This is a genomic window from Virgibacillus oceani (genome assembly GCF_014638995.1).
GTDB classification, from domain to species: Bacteria; Bacillota; Bacilli; order Bacillales; family Amphibacillaceae; genus Virgibacillus_E; species Virgibacillus_E oceani.
Window position 1 is genome coordinate 358,477 of record NZ_BMFR01000001.1, and the last position, 14,163, is coordinate 372,639.

Genomic DNA, 14,163 nt, shown 5'->3' on the forward strand with positions numbered 1-14,163 from the left:
GGGGATTACATAAGGAGGAAATACGGATGAAAAGAAACGCAGTCATCCCTTATGCACTCATAGCCGTAATAGGGATACTTACAGTTATCGTTATTTCTGTTATTGGAATTGACCAGCGCAAAACCATTCAAGAGGCTGAAGAAGGCGGCGGAGAGAAGCAGGAGCAAGCTGAAGGCGGTGCAACAGCAGATGATCCAGAGGCTATTTTTGAAAACAATTGTGCATCATGTCATGGTGCCGATTTGACAGGCGGTATGGGTCCTGATTTAACTAAGGTTGGCGGCCGGCTATCTAAGGATGAAATTAAAGATATCGTTATGAATGGCAGAGGTTCTATGCCACCGGGGATAATTAAAGAGGATGCGCAAGCAGAAGCGATAGCAAAATGGCTGTCTGAGAAAAAGTAATTATAGATAATTACAAGTTAAACTACAGAGAAAGCTTTCTGATATAATGCAGAAAGCTTTCTTTTATATACGAGGAGATAACAATGAGCAATAATTTTAAGCTTTCAAAAAGATTAACTCGCGTGGCTGCATACTTGCCTGCAGGTGCATTATTTGCTGATATCGGATCAGATCATGCTTATTTACCGTGCTATGTATGTTTGCTGGATAACAATGCAAAGGCGATTGCTGGTGAAGTAAATGCTGGACCATATGACAGTGCAAGGGAAACGGTAAATCATTATAAGTTAACGCAAAGGATTGATGTTCGACTAGGAAATGGACTAGAAGTTGTTAAACAGGGAGAAATAAAACAACTCGTTATCGCCGGGATGGGAGGATCGCTCATTCGCAGTATCCTAGAAGATGGAGAAGATAAATTTGATTGTATTGAACGCATCATAACACAGCCAAACGTGGATGCAAAAAATGTTCGTTCCTGGATGATGAAAAATAATTATACAATTACAAGTGAAGAAGTAATTGAAGAAAATGGGCACTTCTATGAAATAATCGTAGGGGACGTGAATACATCCGGTAATATTTCGAGACTTACTGATAAAAAGTTATTTTTCGGACCGTTGCTGTTACAAAATAAAACGAATGCGTTTTACCGTAAATGGGAGCGGGAGCAGAATAAGCTGCAGTTTGTTATTGAGCAACTAAAACAAGCTAAAATACCTAATGATGTAAAATTAGAGAAGTTTCAAACTGAGCTGGAATGGATAAGGGAGGAATTGCAAGATGACAAGTACAATCCGTAATGCAGATGTTTTTCGTATAATGGAGGAATGGGCACCCAAACATTTGGCTTATGATTGGGATAACGTTGGAATGCAGCTTGGTTCATCATCAAAACCAGTTAAAAAAATAATGGTTACGCTAGATGTATTAGAATCTGTTGTAGATGAAGCAATAGAAAATAATATTGATTTGATTATCGCTCATCATCCACTGTTCTTCAAATCGACCAAGCAGATAAATACTGACTCACCACAGGGAAGAATTATTCAAAAATTGATTTTGCATGATATAACAGTATATGCAGCACATACTAATTTAGATGCTGCAGATAATGGTGTAAATGATATGCTTTGTGACATTTTAGATATAAAATCAAGGGAAATTCTTTTAGAATCACATACAGAAAAATTAGTTAAAGTTGCTGTATATGTACCGGATACACATATTAAAGAGGTGAGAGAGGCTCTAAGTGATAATGGTGCAGGACACATAGGCAATTATAGTCACTGTACATTTCAAACATCGGGACAAGGAACATTTAAACCATTGGAAGGAACTAATCCATTTATTGGTCAGGCGAATGAAATGGAAATGGTCAACGAGATAAAATTAGAAACAATTGTACCGGAATCGATTCTTCCATCTGTATTAGATGCTATGGTAAAAGCTCATCCATATGAAGAAGCATCCTACGACGTATATCCATTGAATCGTAAAGGAAAAGCATATGGAATTGGCAGGGTAGGTTTATTAGAAAATAGCATGACGCTAGAAATGTTTTGTGAATATGTTAAGGAAAAATTAAATGTTCCCAAGGTAAGGGTAACAGGGGACTTATCAGCAAAAGTTTCAAGAGTGGCGGTGTTAGGCGGAAGCGGGGAGAAATACATAAATGATGCCTTCCGTAAAGGTGCTGATGTATTTATAACCGGTGATATGACATTTCACGTTGCACAGGATGCATGGCAAATGGGTCTTTCCGTGATTGATCCAGGACATCATGTAGAAAAAGTGATGAAACAGGCAACCAAACAGTACCTGGATCAGCATTTATCTAAAAACCGTGTTAATGTTTTTGTTTCGGAAATGAATACAGAGCCATTTCGGTTCGTTTAAAACAGTTTTTATATCGAATTATAAAGGGGTATTTTTATATGAATAACAATTATTTTAATCAATTCGCTTTCCACCCGGTTTTAACGGAAGTAATTAATCGTCTGCATTTTTATAATCCAACAAAAATACAAGAGGAAATTATACCTGAAATTTTGAACGGGCAGAGCGTAATAGGGCAATCTCAAACTGGATCCGGTAAAACGCATGCATATTTATTGCCATTGTTTAATCAAATTAATGCCAATAAACGAGAAGTTCAATTTGTAATTACAGCACCTACAAGAGAGCTTGCGATGCAAATTTTTGAGGAAGTTAAGAAAATAATCCATTATGCGGATAAAGATCAAAAATGGATTGCCAAATTGCTGATCGGTGGAACAGATAAGCAGAAAATGATGGAAAAGCTGAAAGAACCGCCACATATTATCGTTGGTACTCCTGGAAGGATATTGGATTTAGTCAAGGAAGAAGCTATTTCAATTTACGCAGCTAACTCGTTCGTCATTGACGAGGCAGATTTAATGCTGGATTTGGGATTTATCAATGAAGTCGATCAATTACTGGTTCGTTCTAAAAAAGATGTTCAATTACTTGTTTTCTCGGCAACGATTCCTCAGCGGTTGGAACATTTTTTAAAAAAATACTTAGACAATCCGTTTTATGTTAAAATTGATGACAAGCTTTCTCCGGAGACAATGGAACACCGATTGATCGCATTAAAGCATCGTCAAGCATCCGATATTATTGCAGATATATCAAGTTCCATTCAGCCATATTTAGCAATTATTTTCACGAATGGAAAAGATATTGCGAATCAACTGGCTGGAGATCTGCAGCAAAAGGGAATGGATGTAGGTTTAATTCATGGAGGATTATCACCAAGAGAGCGTAAACGTGTATTGAAAGATATTCAAAATCTGCGTTATCAATATATTGTCGCAACTGATCTAGCATCACGCGGTATTGATATTAAAGGAGTAAGTCATGTTATCAATGCGCAGCTTCCCAAAGAGGAAGAATTCTATATTCACCGTGTTGGAAGAACAGCTCGGGCGGGAATGGAAGGAACCGCCATTAGTTTATATGAGGAAAAAGACATTAAACTTATTGAAAAATTAGAGCAAAAAGGATTGGATTTTTCGTTTTTTGATGTTAAAAATGGTGAATGGCAGGAAGTTAAAGCCTGGAATGAAAGAACATTGAGAACCAAAACAGAAACCAACATAGAGAAAGAAGCTTGGAAACAGGTTAAAAAATCAAAAAAAATAAAACCTGGATATAAGAAAAAAATGATAAGACAGAAAGATGCTATAAAAAAACAACTATCAAAAAAGACAAAATATAAGAAGAAATAAGTGTTTATATGATACCATCACTTTAAATGCAAAATGAGAGAGGGGAAAGTATATGTTAAAAATAGGATCACACGTATCGATGAGTGGTAAAAAAATGCTTTTAGGCTCAAGTGAAGAAGCCGTTTCCTACGGTTCAAATGTATTTATGATTTATACTGGTGCGCCACAGAATACACGCAGAAAACCGATTGAGGAACTAAATATTGCTTCTGGTATCGAGCATATGAAAGAGAATGGAATTGTTGATGTTGTTGTTCATGCTCCATACATTATTAACATTGGTAACTCGATAAAAAATGCTACTTTTGAATTAGGCGTGAATTTTTTACGAAATGAAATTGAACGAACAGAGGCAATTGGAGCTAAGCAAATTGTACTTCATCCTGGAGCACATGTTGGAGCTGGTGCAGACGCTGGAATTGAAAAAATTATTGAAGGATTAAATGAAGTATTAACAGAAGAACAACAGGTACAAATTGCACTTGAGACCATGGCTGGAAAAGGTTCGGAAATTGGACGAACCTTTGATGAATTAGCTAAAATCTTTGATGGTGTATCGCTTAACGATAAATTATCGGTATGTCTTGATACATGTCATATTCATGATGCAGGGTATGATGTTGTAAATGATTTTGACGGTGTATTAAATCAATTCGATAAAATCATTGGACTTGATCGTTTAAAAGTAATTCATGTAAATGACAGTAAAAACGAACGCGGTGCTCATAAGGATCGGCATGAAAATATTGGTTTTGGGCATATTGGATACGACGCCCTTCGTTATGTCATCCATCACCCAGAGCTTCAAGAACTCCCAAAAATATTGGAAACGCCATATGTTGGGGAAGATAAGAAGAACAAGAAGCCACCATACAAATTTGAAATTGCGATGATAAAAGGCGACACTTTTGACGAAGATTTAAAAGAAAAAATAATGAATCAATAACGTAAAGGGACTGGGATATAACAGAGACATTGGCTTAAAATTACAGGATAGGATGGTTAGAACTTTATTTAAAACAGTAGCGTAAATAATTTAGTTTAATTCTTGACCTCTATTACGGGCTGCGGGGCAAAAAAAGTATCATAATATACTTACGGCACAATATACGTTAATTTGCTTTATGGATAATGAATACCCGAACCTCCACCAAAAAAAGAAGTATCCGAACTAATACAAATTCTAATGGAAGAATTCACAGTTCGGATTTCTTTTTGACTAAAATGCTTTTGTCCTAAACCCCTTTACTGAAGATTAATTAAAAAGATATTCCAGTCCATAAGATTTAATTATTTCCTCAAATAATTTTTGAGCTTTTTTTGCAGTTTGAAGATCAGTGATACGAGCTAATTCTTTTAGCATTTTAACACGATCCTGTGAGCTGAATGGATCGATTTGCTGCGTTTTTAAGTATTTCGTAATGCTCTGTGCTTCTGCTTGTGATAAATTAAAGCCATATTTCTTGCTGTAATGAAGCAGTTCATCCGAAGTAAGCTGTTTCAATTTTTTAGCGATCATTTCCTTTATGAATGTAGACATTATCATTCCCCTTTTATCCATTACTGTTTTATACTATGGTCCAATGCCTTAAATGGAAACTTGGACTGTAAAATAACTTGCTTTATTTCCATAAAATAACGCCATTATAATAAAAAAATATCCATAAACTATAAACGCACCTCAATCAAAGGGAAAGAGAGGTATCTGTTTATGGATGAATTTGGACGTACTACGAACAATGTTGACAGGCCAGCTTCCGATGACAACAATGACACACAAGATCTTGTTGCAACAAATTTAAATGGGCAGCGAAGATCGGCTATACAATCAAGAAAACGTGATGAAGAAACAGCTGCTGAGATGACAGCAGATGATTTTGATCGTCCGGTTACTATGGAGGACGACGACACAGACTCACATGCAAGTACTTGGGGTTGGGTAGCATTAGCATTATCCATTGTGTCATTTTTTATATGGCCAATAGTTCTTGGTGGAGCAGGTATTATTGTTGGCTTCGTTGCTAAGAGTAGAGATGCAGACACGTTAGGTAATACAGCCATTATCGCTGGGGCTGTATCCATTATCATTACACTCTTTATATTGCCATTTGTTTAAAAATGGGGAGGCTGGCCATTGGGTCAGTCTCCCTTTAATTATGTATCGTTATATAGCGGAAAATAATAATAATGACCAACTCTAAGATTGTGTGGATCAACATCGTTAATTGCATTAAAGTCTGACAGAAGTTTTGTAATATCTAATGATTTACTATTATTATTTACTTCTTCCATTATCGATAACACGGTATCACCTGATTGTACTTTAACCTTAATCACTTTATATTTTTTGGATACTTGATCCGTATTAAACTGTATTTTTTTTTCATCGCTTTCAAAAGAACCACTTGTTAAATCTTTATAAACACTTACAATTAATAATAGAATAATTAAAAAGATGCCACTTTTTTGTAAGAAATTCACATTAATTTCTCCTTTTATTGAAACTAAAAACAGTTTTAAAGCGTATAACATAATAAGTAAAGGTGAAGGAGGGAAACAAATGGACATATTTTCTGCCGATTGGCTGGGCTTAGTCATAACTGGATTTGGAACGTTATTTCTAATAGGAGAAATATTAGTTAATATGCGCGGATTTTTCGGGTTGTTAGGTATTGGATTCATCACCGTTTATTTTTCAGCTTATTTAGAAACAGGCTCCTTTATCATTATGATTATTATTTATTTTATTGGTTTATTACTTATAATTATTGATGGCAAACTGTTAAACGATGGAACGCTGGCAACACTTGGTTTAGCTAGTATGTTAATATCAGTAGCATTGGCAGCGCCGAATATATATGCGGGATTGTACGCCGTAATCGGGGTTTTAATTGGTGGTTTTTCAGCATTCTTTTTCTTAAAGGTTTTTAAACATCGTGATATGTGGTCAAAAATAACGTTAAAGGATCAATTGACAAAAGAAGCCGGATACAACTCTATGAGCACTGAATATCAAAAATTAGTACATGAAACAGGGGAAACGTTAAACGATTTACGTCCTGTTGGTACTGTGAGAATTAATAATAAAGATTATAGTGCCATCTCAAATGGCCGCTGGATACCAAAACATAGTAAGGTTCAAGTGGTTCAGGTGGATGGAACGAAAATACTTGTAGAGATAATGAATGAACAAAAGGACAATACGCCTAGCTAACCGAATAGGCGAATTGTCCTTTAGTTTGTAATAAATATACGTTGAATGAGATTGATTATAGAGTAGACAATACATAGTAGAAACATAGTAGAAACTCAATTGTAAATTTAGTGTTAAGAATGTTATACATGCCTTTACAAACTGTTTATATGTAATTAATAATGAAAAAGTATGCGACATAATTCTACACAGATGAAGGGATGGATAATAATTGGATATTGATATACAGAAACTTATTTTCGAGTTTGTAGGCGGTTTAGGTATTTTCCTCTTAGGTATAAAATTCATGGGAGAAGGCTTACAAAAGTCAGCGGGGGACCGATTACGAGATATTCTAGATAAATTCACCAGCAATCCCTTTTTAGGTGTACTAGCAGGTATGATTGTGACCATACTGATTCAAAGCAGTTCAGGCACAACTGTTCTAACAGTTGGACTTGTAAATGCCGGATTTATGACATTAAGACAGGCTATCGGAGTCATAATGGGGGCAAATATTGGTACTACGGTAACAGCATTCATTATAGGTATTGATTTAGGAGAATATGCGTTGCCAATTATTGCAGTCGGTTGTTTCTTAATCTTCTTTTTTAAAAATCAAAAAGTTACTGCATTGGGACAGGCTATCTTCGGCTTCGGTGCACTATTTTTTGGTTTAGAATTGATGAGCAGCGGTATGTCGCCACTCAGGGAACTGGAATCATTTCATGAGCTGACTTTAAATATGAGTTCAAATCCAATATTAGGTGTTGTAATTGGTACATTGTTTACTGTTATAGTTCAAAGTTCGAGTGCAACAATTGGTATTCTTCAAGGGCTGTTTGCCGAGGGTGCAATAGATATAAAAGCAGCGATACCAGTGTTATTTGGGGACAATATTGGTACAACTATAACAGCTGTTTTGGCTGCGATTGGCACCAGTGTAGCTGCAAAAAGAGCAGCATTTACGCACGTAATATTTAATCTTATAGGTACGACTATTTTTCTCGTGCTTTTAGGTTTATTTACAAAATATGTAACCTTTTTACAGGAACAATTGAATTTAAATGCTGAAATGACAATTGCCTTTGCTCACGGTAGCTTCAATTTAGCAAACACGATTATCCAATTCCCATTTATTGGTGCATTGGCTTGGATTGTTACGAAAATAATTCCTGGTGAAGATTCTATTGTTGAATACAAACCAAAACATCTGGACCCAATTTTCATCCAACAATCCTCTACACTAGCATTAGATCAGGCAAAGGCAGAAATTATACGCATGGGTGAGTACGCAGTTAAAGGTTTAGAGGAAACAAACTTATATTTAACTACACAGCAGCAAAAACATTCAGAAATTGCTACACAGGTGGAGGGTGCTCTCAACAATTTAGATAGAAAAATCACCGAGTATTTAGTTGAAATTTCTGGTGGATCAATGACGGAATTAGAAAGTGCCAAGCATACAGCACTAATGGATTCCGTGCGTGATATTGAACGAATTGGGGATCACTTCGAAAACATCATTGAGTTAATTGATTATAAAATTTCAAATAAGGTATATTTAACAGATCAGGCTAAGGAAGATTTAAATAACATGTTTGATCTAACTATTTTAACCGTACAGCAAGCAGTAAAAGCCCTTGACGAAATGGATAGAGAAGAGGCACTGGCTGTTGTTCAAAAAGAAGACCAAATAGATAAAATGGAAAGAAATTACCGTAAAAAGCATATAATTCGCATGAATGAAGGTTTGTGCGATGGTTCAGCGGGAATTGTATTTGTCGATATTATTAGTAATTTAGAGCGGATAGGAGATCACGCTGTTAACATAGCAGAAGAAGTTTTAGGCGATTAATTTATAATAAAACGGTCTTTTCTTTATAGTAGGGGAAAAAGACCGTTTTAATTCTAAAAATATATTTTTAAAAATTATTATTGAAATCTATTAAGGAAGATGCTATAGTATTTATTGTTGTTTCATGTACATAGAATTTTTTGGGGGAAAAGCAGCAAAAAGTTATTGACATATCTTGTCAATCATGTTAAATTATATTTTGTCGCTTGTGAAAAATATCTTTTATCTTATTATTCCACAGTAGCTCAGTGGTAGAGCTATCGGCTGTTAACCGATCGGTCGTAGGTTCGAATCCTACCTGTGGAGCCATATGGCGGTGTAGCTCAGCTGGCGAGAGCGTACGGTTCATACCCGTGAGGTCGGGGGTTCGATCCCCTCCGCCGCTACCATACTTAATAGAATATATAATGGCGGTCGTGGCGAAGTGGTTAACGCACCGGATTGTGGCTCCGGCATTCGTGGGTTCGATCCCCACCGGTCGCCCCATAAAAAATAGGACCCTTAGCTCAGTTGGTTAGAGCTATCGGCTCATAACCGATCGGTCGCAGGTTCGAGTCCTGCAGGGTCCACCACTATATACTCGGAGGAATACCCAAGTCTGGCTGAAGGGATCGGTCTTGAAAACCGACAGGGGTGTCAAAGCCCGCGGGGGTTCGAATCCCTCTTCCTCCTCCATACATAAAAAGGCTTTGCAGAAATCAGTGTTAAGTGTAATAAAGGTAGTTATAATAGGTTTATATGATATGGCTCTGTAGCTCAGTCGGTAGAGCAAAGGACTGAAAATCCTTGTGTCGGCGGTTCGATTCCGTCCGGAGCCACTTTTAAAAACAAGCTTTTGCTTGTTTTTTTGTTATCTTTATATATTTTTTATCATTCTCACTGTAAAAATATGCATATAATTTGCAAGTATAATAAAGCTCTGATAATCTTGCTTTAAAAGGATGAAATAAATCCTTTTTATTATATTATTTCAAGGGAGGATGTTTTATAATGGCAAAATTTGAATTACCAGAATTACCATACGCATACGATGCTTTAGAACCATCAGTTGATAAAGAAACAATGAATATTCACCACACAAAGCATCATAATACTTATGTAACAAAATTAAATGGTGCACTTGAAGGAAATGCAGACCTTCAAAATAAATCTCTTGACGATCTTTTAAGTAATCTAGATGCTGTTCCTGAAAATATTCGTACAGCTGTTCGAAATAATGGCGGCGGTCATGCAAACCATAGCTTATTCTGGAAAGTATTATCACCAAATGGTGGCGGCGAACCGTCAGGCGAATTGGCCGATAAATTGAATGGTAAATTTGGAAGCTTTGATAAATTTAAAGAAGAATTCGAAGCTGCTGCAACTGGTCGTTTCGGCTCAGGCTGGGCTTGGTTAGTTGTAAACAATGGTGAGCTTGAAGTAACTAGCACCCCTAACCAAGATACTCCTGTAATGGAAGGTAAAACTCCAATTTTAGGTCTTGATGTTTGGGAACATGCTTACTACCTTAAATATCAAAATAAACGTCCTGAATATGTTTCAGCTTTCTGGAACGTGGTTAACTGGGATGAAGTAGCAAAAAATTATAACGAAGCAAAATAAATATTGATGTATAAAAACACATGAGCAACTGCTCATGTGTTTTTTTGTAAACTTTGCCGCGTTCTACCTAACATGCGCCATAAGTGCTTGTGATGGTTTAGTTCATCTTGGACTTTCTTCTGCCCCGCAGCCGTATACACACGATTTTCCGAGGGCAGCGGTCTAAGAATTGCGTTGCATCTTTATATAATTTGTTTAAAATAGACTATTTTTAGAAATATAGCCTTATCCCAAAAGCTTTCGTATAACTTACAGTGTTTTGCTTAGACTAATGTAATATAGAAGAGGAGCTTATATATGGGAAAAGGATTAGAATACATAACAGGAAAAGTTGATATAACAAGAGATTTAGTATTTTTATTAGTAATTGGAGGACTTTACTCGTTAGGAATATTTCTATCCAATACATTTGTAAACATTTATTTATGGAAACAATCTGGTGATTATATCACGATTGCAATGTACAATTTAGGGATATTTTTGTTTCAGCCAGTTACGTTTATTCTCGCTGGGAAACTGGCTAAAAAGATTGATCGCGTAATCGTATTGCGTTTAGGGGTAATATTTTTATCTCTATTTTTTTTGAGTGTTTTACTTATTGCAGATAAAGCTTCAACATATAATTTTCTTTTGGGCAGTCTGCTGGGTATAGGCTATGGATTTTACTGGCTCGCATTCAATGTCCTGACTTTTGAAATAACAGAGCCGGAAACAAGGGATTTCTTTAATGGATTTCTTGGTGTTCTACAATCATTTGGCGGTATGGTTGGTCCGTTGTTAGCAGGGATTATTATTGCTAAAATGTCCCAGAACTTTGGCTACAAAACAATATTTACTATTTCCTTCATATTGTTTATAGGAGCTGTTGCTTGCAGCTTTTTGTTAAAACGACGTCAGGCTGAGGGAAACTTTTTTTTCAAAAGGATTCTAATTGAACGGCACCACAATAAAAATTGGAGAAAAATTCTGCATGCACATGTTTTTCAAGGGCTAAGAGAAGGAATATTCGGTTTTATTATTGCTATTTGGGTCTATTTAGTAACGAAAAGTGAATTTGCTTTAGGTATGTTTAATTTGTTTTTGTCTGGCCTTTCCTTTGTATTTTATTTCATTGCTACAAAATTTATAAAACCATACCGAAGAAAGATGGCAATATTGATTGGGGCATTGATTCTATACTTCTCCATTTATATTATTCTGTTCCAAATAAGCTATGTGAACCTTATTATTTACGCAATTCTAATAGGTATTGCATATCCAATTATCAATGTTCCATATGCATCCTTGACTTATGATGTAATTGGCAAGGGCTGGAAAGCAAAGGAATTACGGGTGGAATATATCGTTGTAAGAGAATTGTTTGTTAATATTGGACGTGTTTCTTCAATTTTAATCTTTCTTATAACGGTATCTTTATTTCACGCCGAAAAGGTCATTCCTCTATTATTGATTGTTTTAGGGACTGGGCATTTGTTCATTTACCTATTTATTAAAAATATATATCTGGGAAGCCCACGAAAAAAAGAAGTAATGATAAAAGAACAATTGACCGACGAAAAAAATCGTTAAAATCGGTTAGAATTTATAGTAATACGTGATATAATAAGAGGAAATGTGTTGTTTGAGGTGGGGGAGATACATGGTAAATAAGAAAAAAAAGAAGAAAAAGGCACAGCTTCCCTTTCGTTTAAATATATTATTTTTTGTTGTCTTTTTGTTATTTTCCGTTTTAGTACTTCAATTAGGGGTAGTTCAAATCCTTAATGGAGAAGATTTTCAAAAAGAGATTGACCGGACAATAAAAGATACAACAAAAATTCCAGTGCCCCGGGGAAAAATGTATGATCGGAATGGAAATGTAGTCGTGGATAATAAACCATTATATTCTATTACGTATACTCCAGCAAAGGGTGTAGATGCTGAAGAACGGCTGGAAGTTGCTGCAAAACTATCGGAATATATATCCATGTATAATAAGGAAAATAAAGAAGAGGTTCTAGATACAATTACAGAACGAAATAAAAAAGAGTATTGGTATTTATTGCATCAGAAGGAAGCGGATAGTCGCTTATCAGCAAAAGAAGCAGAGGACATGAAACCTGGTGAACAATACAATACGATTTTAGATCGTATTACCGAAGAAGAAATTAGTAATTTTACAGAGAAGGATAAAGAAATCATGCTTATCAAGAAAGAACTTGATAAAGCACAAACACTTACCCCTCAAATCGTGAAGAATGAAAATGTTACCCCTAAAGAGTATGCACGTGTTGCAGAGCATTTGAATGAGCTTAAAGGAATTAATGCTACAACAGATTGGGATCGTGTATACCCATTTGATGAAACGTTCAGTAATTTCTTTGGCACGATTACATCTCAAGAACAAGGGATTCTTGCAGAAAAAGAAGACTACTATCTATCACATGGATATAGTGCAAACGATCGGGTTGGGAAGAGCGGTTTAGAGGAACAATACGAAAGTGTGCTAAGAGGCAGGAAAGAGCAGATTCTTTATACAACGAATAAAGAAGGAGAGGTAATTGATACAGAAGTTGCTGTAGAGGGTGAACGCGGAAAAGATTTGGTGCTCACTGTTGATATGGAACTTCAAAAACGTGTTGATGAAATCGTTCTGGATGTGTTAAAGACCGCAAAAGGAGAGCATCCATACGAAAATAGGCATTTGAATGATGCACTGGTAGTCATGATGGACCCGCAGACCGGAGAAATTTTAGCCGTTTCAGGAAAGTATTATGATGAAGAGGATAAAGAATATAAGAATGCTGCATTGCGAACATTGTATGCCTCTCATCGCCCTGGCTCAGCAATAAAGGGAGCTACTGTATTAGCAGGGTTACAGTCTGGGGTAATAAAACCTGGGCAAACCTTTGTTGATAAACCAATCTACATTGGTAAGAATTCAGATGGAAAAACGTCATGGACCGGCAATCTGGGTACAGTAAACGACATTACAGCTTTACAAAAATCGTCCAACGTTTATATGTTTTATATTGCTATGCGAATGGGTGGCGACTTTAATTATGTGCCATATGATAATTTGTCGTTCGATTGGGAATCACAACCGTTTCAGCGTTTGCGCAACTTCTACAGTCAATTTGGATTGGGAGTGGAAACGGGAATCGATTTTCCATATGAAGCAACTGGCTATAAGGGTGTCGATCCACAGGCAGGTAACTTTTTAGACTTTGCGATTGGTCAGTATGATACATTTACAGCAATGCAGCTTGCACAGTATGTCTCAACGATTGCAAATGATGGGTATCGAGTTCGGCCGCATTTAGTAAAAGAAATTCGTATGCCTACACCATATGAGAATGACTTGGGTCCTGTATATAAAAACATTAATACAGATGTGTTAAACAGAATTGAAATGAAACAAGGCTATATAGAACGTGTTCAGGAAGGTTTCCGTCGTGCATTTCAGGAGCCAGGTGGTACTGCATATAGCTGGTTTGGTGATAAGGACTATAATCCAGCAGGAAAAACAGGTACAGCGGAGAATAGTGCTGAAGGTGACTATACAGAAAACCTTACACTGGTTGGTTATGCACCATTCGATGAACCAGAGATTGCATTTTCTGTGATTGTGCCGAATACTGGATCAAGTAAACTTGGTCACCCTAATGATGATATAGGTGAAAGAATACTAGATGCATACTTTGATTTGAAAGAAGAACGTGCAAAATCTGGTGATAAAAACGAAATTGATAAAGAAGAGAATACAGAAGAATAAATTTTTTTAAGCCAAAACCTTGCATATTTTGCAGGTTTTGGCTTTTTTGCTGCTAAATTAAGGCTCTAAATTAAATGTCGGTGGCTTACTCTACT

13 protein-coding genes and 6 tRNA genes are annotated in these 14,163 nt (G+C 36.2%); 17 read left to right on the forward strand and 2 right to left on the reverse strand.

Translation table 11 applies throughout. The features are described from left to right. Nucleotides 1–26: 26 nt before the first annotated feature. The 5 genes from cccA (at nucleotide 27) to IEV74_RS01845 (ending at nucleotide 4,607) form a co-directional block, all read left to right on the forward strand. Nucleotides 27–407, forward strand: a complete 381-nt coding sequence (gene cccA, locus IEV74_RS01825) for a cytochrome c550 (protein WP_188453636.1) — start codon at nucleotides 27–29, stop codon at nucleotides 405–407. Between the two features lie 83 nt (nucleotides 408–490). Beyond that, entirely contained in the window at nucleotides 491–1,210 is a 720-nt protein-coding gene (locus IEV74_RS01830; protein ID WP_188453637.1) for a tRNA (adenine(22)-N(1))-methyltransferase, read from the forward strand. After that, nucleotides 1,191–2,306, forward strand: coding sequence for a Nif3-like dinuclear metal center hexameric protein (locus tag IEV74_RS01835; RefSeq protein WP_188453638.1), 1,116 nt, complete (start codon nucleotides 1,191–1,193; stop codon nucleotides 2,304–2,306). Before IEV74_RS01830 ends, IEV74_RS01835 begins: the two co-directional genes overlap by 20 nt. Before the next feature lie 38 nt (nucleotides 2,307–2,344). Beyond that, nucleotides 2,345–3,661: a DEAD/DEAH box helicase gene (locus tag IEV74_RS01840; RefSeq protein ID WP_188453639.1), complete on the forward strand. Its 1,317-nt coding sequence runs from the start codon at nucleotides 2,345–2,347 to the stop codon at nucleotides 3,659–3,661. A gap of 52 nt (nucleotides 3,662–3,713) precedes the next feature. Continuing rightward, nucleotides 3,714–4,607 carry a deoxyribonuclease IV gene (locus tag IEV74_RS01845; protein WP_188453640.1) on the forward strand — a complete coding sequence of 298 codons (894 nt, stop codon included), beginning with the start codon at nucleotides 3,714–3,716 and terminating at the stop codon, nucleotides 4,605–4,607. A 309-nt stretch (nucleotides 4,608–4,916) separates the two neighbouring features. Here the strand turns inward: IEV74_RS01845 and IEV74_RS01850 are convergent, their stop codons facing one another. Further along, a complete protein-coding gene (locus IEV74_RS01850; protein ID WP_188453641.1) occupies nucleotides 4,917–5,201 on the reverse strand; it encodes a DUF2624 domain-containing protein in 285 nt (94 codons plus the stop codon). Between the two features lie 171 nt (nucleotides 5,202–5,372). Between IEV74_RS01850 and IEV74_RS01855 the strand changes: the two genes are divergently transcribed. After that, nucleotides 5,373–5,777, forward strand: a complete 405-nt coding sequence (locus tag IEV74_RS01855) for a DUF4190 domain-containing protein (RefSeq protein ID WP_188453642.1) — start codon at nucleotides 5,373–5,375, stop codon at nucleotides 5,775–5,777. 38 nt (nucleotides 5,778–5,815) lie between these two features. Here IEV74_RS01855 and yqfZ read toward each other — a convergent pair whose 3' ends face one another. Next, nucleotides 5,816–6,142 (reverse strand): protein YqfZ, encoded by a 327-nt coding sequence (gene yqfZ, locus IEV74_RS01860; protein WP_188453643.1) that lies wholly within the window; start codon nucleotides 6,140–6,142, stop codon nucleotides 5,816–5,818. A 79-nt stretch (nucleotides 6,143–6,221) separates the two neighbouring features. Here yqfZ and IEV74_RS01865 point away from each other — a divergent pair, with 79 nt between their 5' ends. From IEV74_RS01865 to IEV74_RS01915, 11 genes are all read left to right on the forward strand, one after another. Further along, nucleotides 6,222–6,875: an NfeD family protein gene (locus IEV74_RS01865; protein WP_188453644.1), complete on the forward strand. Its 654-nt coding sequence runs from the start codon at nucleotides 6,222–6,224 to the stop codon at nucleotides 6,873–6,875. A 211-nt stretch (nucleotides 6,876–7,086) separates the two neighbouring features. Further along, nucleotides 7,087–8,712 carry a Na/Pi cotransporter family protein gene (locus tag IEV74_RS01870; protein ID WP_188453645.1) on the forward strand — a complete coding sequence of 542 codons (1,626 nt, stop codon included), beginning with the start codon at nucleotides 7,087–7,089 and terminating at the stop codon, nucleotides 8,710–8,712. A 234-nt stretch (nucleotides 8,713–8,946) separates the two neighbouring features. After that, nucleotides 8,947–9,021: transfer RNA gene (locus IEV74_RS01875), tRNA-Asn, on the forward strand. A gap of 3 nt (nucleotides 9,022–9,024) precedes the next feature. Continuing rightward, nucleotides 9,025–9,101, forward strand: a tRNA-Met gene (locus IEV74_RS01880). A gap of 21 nt (nucleotides 9,102–9,122) precedes the next feature. Further along, nucleotides 9,123–9,198, forward strand: a tRNA-His gene (locus IEV74_RS01885). A gap of 9 nt (nucleotides 9,199–9,207) precedes the next feature. Next, a tRNA-Ile gene (locus IEV74_RS01890) sits at nucleotides 9,208–9,284 on the forward strand. Nucleotides 9,285–9,294: 10 nt separating this feature from the next. After that, nucleotides 9,295–9,387: transfer RNA gene (locus tag IEV74_RS01895), tRNA-Ser, on the forward strand. Between the two features lie 70 nt (nucleotides 9,388–9,457). Then, nucleotides 9,458–9,530: transfer RNA gene (locus IEV74_RS01900), tRNA-Phe, on the forward strand. Nucleotides 9,531–9,702: 172 nt separating this feature from the next. Beyond that, a complete protein-coding gene (locus tag IEV74_RS01905) occupies nucleotides 9,703–10,314 on the forward strand; it encodes a superoxide dismutase (RefSeq protein ID WP_188453646.1) in 612 nt (203 codons plus the stop codon). Nucleotides 10,315–10,611: 297 nt separating this feature from the next. After that, a complete protein-coding gene (locus tag IEV74_RS01910; protein ID WP_188453647.1) occupies nucleotides 10,612–11,883 on the forward strand; it encodes an MFS transporter in 1,272 nt (423 codons plus the stop codon). Nucleotides 11,884–11,953: 70 nt separating this feature from the next. Further along, a complete protein-coding gene (locus IEV74_RS01915; protein WP_188453648.1) occupies nucleotides 11,954–14,068 on the forward strand; it encodes a peptidoglycan D,D-transpeptidase FtsI family protein in 2,115 nt (704 codons plus the stop codon). Nucleotides 14,069–14,163 lie beyond the last annotated feature (95 nt).